This is a genomic window from Flavobacterium restrictum (assembly GCF_007097245.1).
Classification (GTDB): Bacteria; Bacteroidota; Bacteroidia; order Flavobacteriales; family Flavobacteriaceae; genus Flavobacterium; species Flavobacterium restrictum.
The window spans coordinates 1-2241 of the sequence record NZ_VJZT01000049.1 but is presented as its reverse complement, the minus strand read 5'-3'; the positions used below and the strand labels follow the sequence as shown (position 1 = coordinate 2241).

Sequence of the window (2241 nt, the reverse complement as noted above, 5' to 3'; positions counted from 1 at the left end):
ATAAAAACTCATGGACGAAGAGCTGTAAGTGTAGTTAAATATGGATTAGACTACTTGTCAAAATTTCTTTTGACTGGGGTTAAGTCTTTGGAAATATGCTTGTTTAGCTTTTTTGTCATGTACTGAATCGATTTACATGTAATTCGAGTTGCTCCAAGAATTGGACTTATACCAGTAAGACCAGTAAGCACAGAAGGTAATAAAATAGAAAAACAATTGATGGAATTGCTTCCAAAACGAATTTGGGGCGAAATAGGCATGGCGATTTCGTTTTTAGGAAGGGAAACTTGCAAACCAACTCCCAAATGTGGGGAGTGTGTAATTGCGAGTTGTTGCGCCTATTATGAAAATTTATAAAAAAACCGATTGTTTAAAATCAATTGGTACAAATATCCATTTGCTTTACAAAAAAGATTTTTTAAATTCGGGTTTCACTCTGTTTTTGGAAGCCTGTTCATAAGCATATGATATTCCAATCAGTTTTGGCTCGGAATAAGCAGTCCCAAAAAAAGACAATCCAACTGGTAAATCATAAACTTTTCCACAAGGAACTGTAATATGAGGAAAGCCACTAACTGCTGCGGGTGTTGTCAAGGAATTTCCCCAACGATCTCCATAAATCATATCAATACTGCAGGCTGGTCCCATAGTAATCCCACAAATTGCATCTAATTTATTTACTTCAAATACCGAGTTCAAAAATTCCTTGCAGCCGTCATGACTTTTGGCTAAAGCAGCTAAATATTTTTTATCAGTTAAGATCTCTTTTAAATCAGAACTTTCTAAAGTTTCTTGCTTGAAATACGGCATCACTTTGTCTTCATTATTTGTGTTAAAAGCAATGACGTCTTTAAGGGATTTAACTTTTGCATTAGAATTGGCTAAATAACTATTGAGTCCTGCTTTGAATTCGTATTGTAAAACTTCAAATTCAGCTGCGCCTAATTCATTTATTTTATCTTGATAATCAATTGGAACAAGAATTGCACCTTGATTTTCTAAAACAGCAAGTGCCTTTTGAAAAAGAGAATTAATAAACTGATTTTTTTCTAAAGTCTTTTTTTCTATACCAATTCTTTTTCCTTTCAAAGCATTCAAATCCAAAAACGAAGTGTAGTCAATTATATTTTTATCAATATTCTTTGTCGTAATAACATCTTTATCATCGACTCCAACAAGAATTCCTAATAAAATAGCAGCATCTTTTACCGTTCTTGCCATTGGTCCTGCAGTATCTTGCGTTTTAGATATGGGTATAATTCCAGAACGACTTACCAAACCTACGGTAGGTTTAATACCCACAATTCCATTAACTGATGCTGGGCAAACTATAGAACCATCGGTTTCAGTACCAACCGCTACGACGCATAAATTTGCTGCAACAGCCACTCCAGACCCAGCACTAGACCCACAAGGATTATGATCTAAAATATAAGGGTTTTTAGTTTGACCACCTCGACTACTCCAACCTGAACATGATTGTGTAGATCTAAAATTTGCCCATTCACTTAAATTAGTTTTTCCAATAATTACGGCTCCAGCTGCTCTTAATTTGTTTACAATAAAAGCATCGTTGGCGGCAATATTGCCCTCCAAAGCGAGTGAACCTGCTGTTGTTTGCATTTTATCGGCGGTATCAATATTATCTTTAATTACAATGGGAATACCATGAAGAACGCCTCTATTTTTACCAGATTTAAGTTCATCGTCCATTAATTTAGCTATACTTAAAGCTTCCAGATTAATTTCTATAATGGCATTTAGTTTGATTCCGTTTTTATCAATATCAGCAATCCGATTAAGATAAAATTCAACCAATTGTTGAGAGGTATATTTCCCAGAAATAAGTTTTTCTCTTAAACTACTTATAGTTTCTTCATCAAGTTCAAATGAATTAGGATTAACTTCGATAACTTCTGCTTTATCATTACCAACTATTGTATTACAACCAGTTATTAATAATGTTGAAATTCCTGCTGATGCAAGTGTTGTTGTGGTCAAAAAGGTTCTACGTTTCATAAAGTCTAGTCTAAATTATAAAAAAAAGTAAATCTAAACTTTAGTTTTTTTTTATGAAAAAAAAATCACAATTTATATTGTTACTAAATAAAGCTATACAATATCAAATCCGATTGATCCGTAGTACGCAGCAATCCGCTTGCCGGTCATAGCTATAAAACAAAAAAACCCTCATCATTTGATGAGGGGTTTTTCTAAAGAAAGGCGACGACATACTCTCCC

The 2241-nt window shown here is 33.8% G+C and carries 1 protein-coding gene; it reads right to left on the bottom strand.

Annotation, left to right across the window (positions count from 1 at the left end):
• Positions 1 to 402: 402 nt before the first annotated feature.
• Positions 403 to 2019, bottom strand: a complete 1617-nt coding sequence (locus FNW21_RS16100) for an amidase (protein WP_144257769.1) — start codon at positions 2017 to 2019, stop codon at positions 403 to 405.
• Positions 2020 to 2241 lie beyond the last annotated feature (222 nt).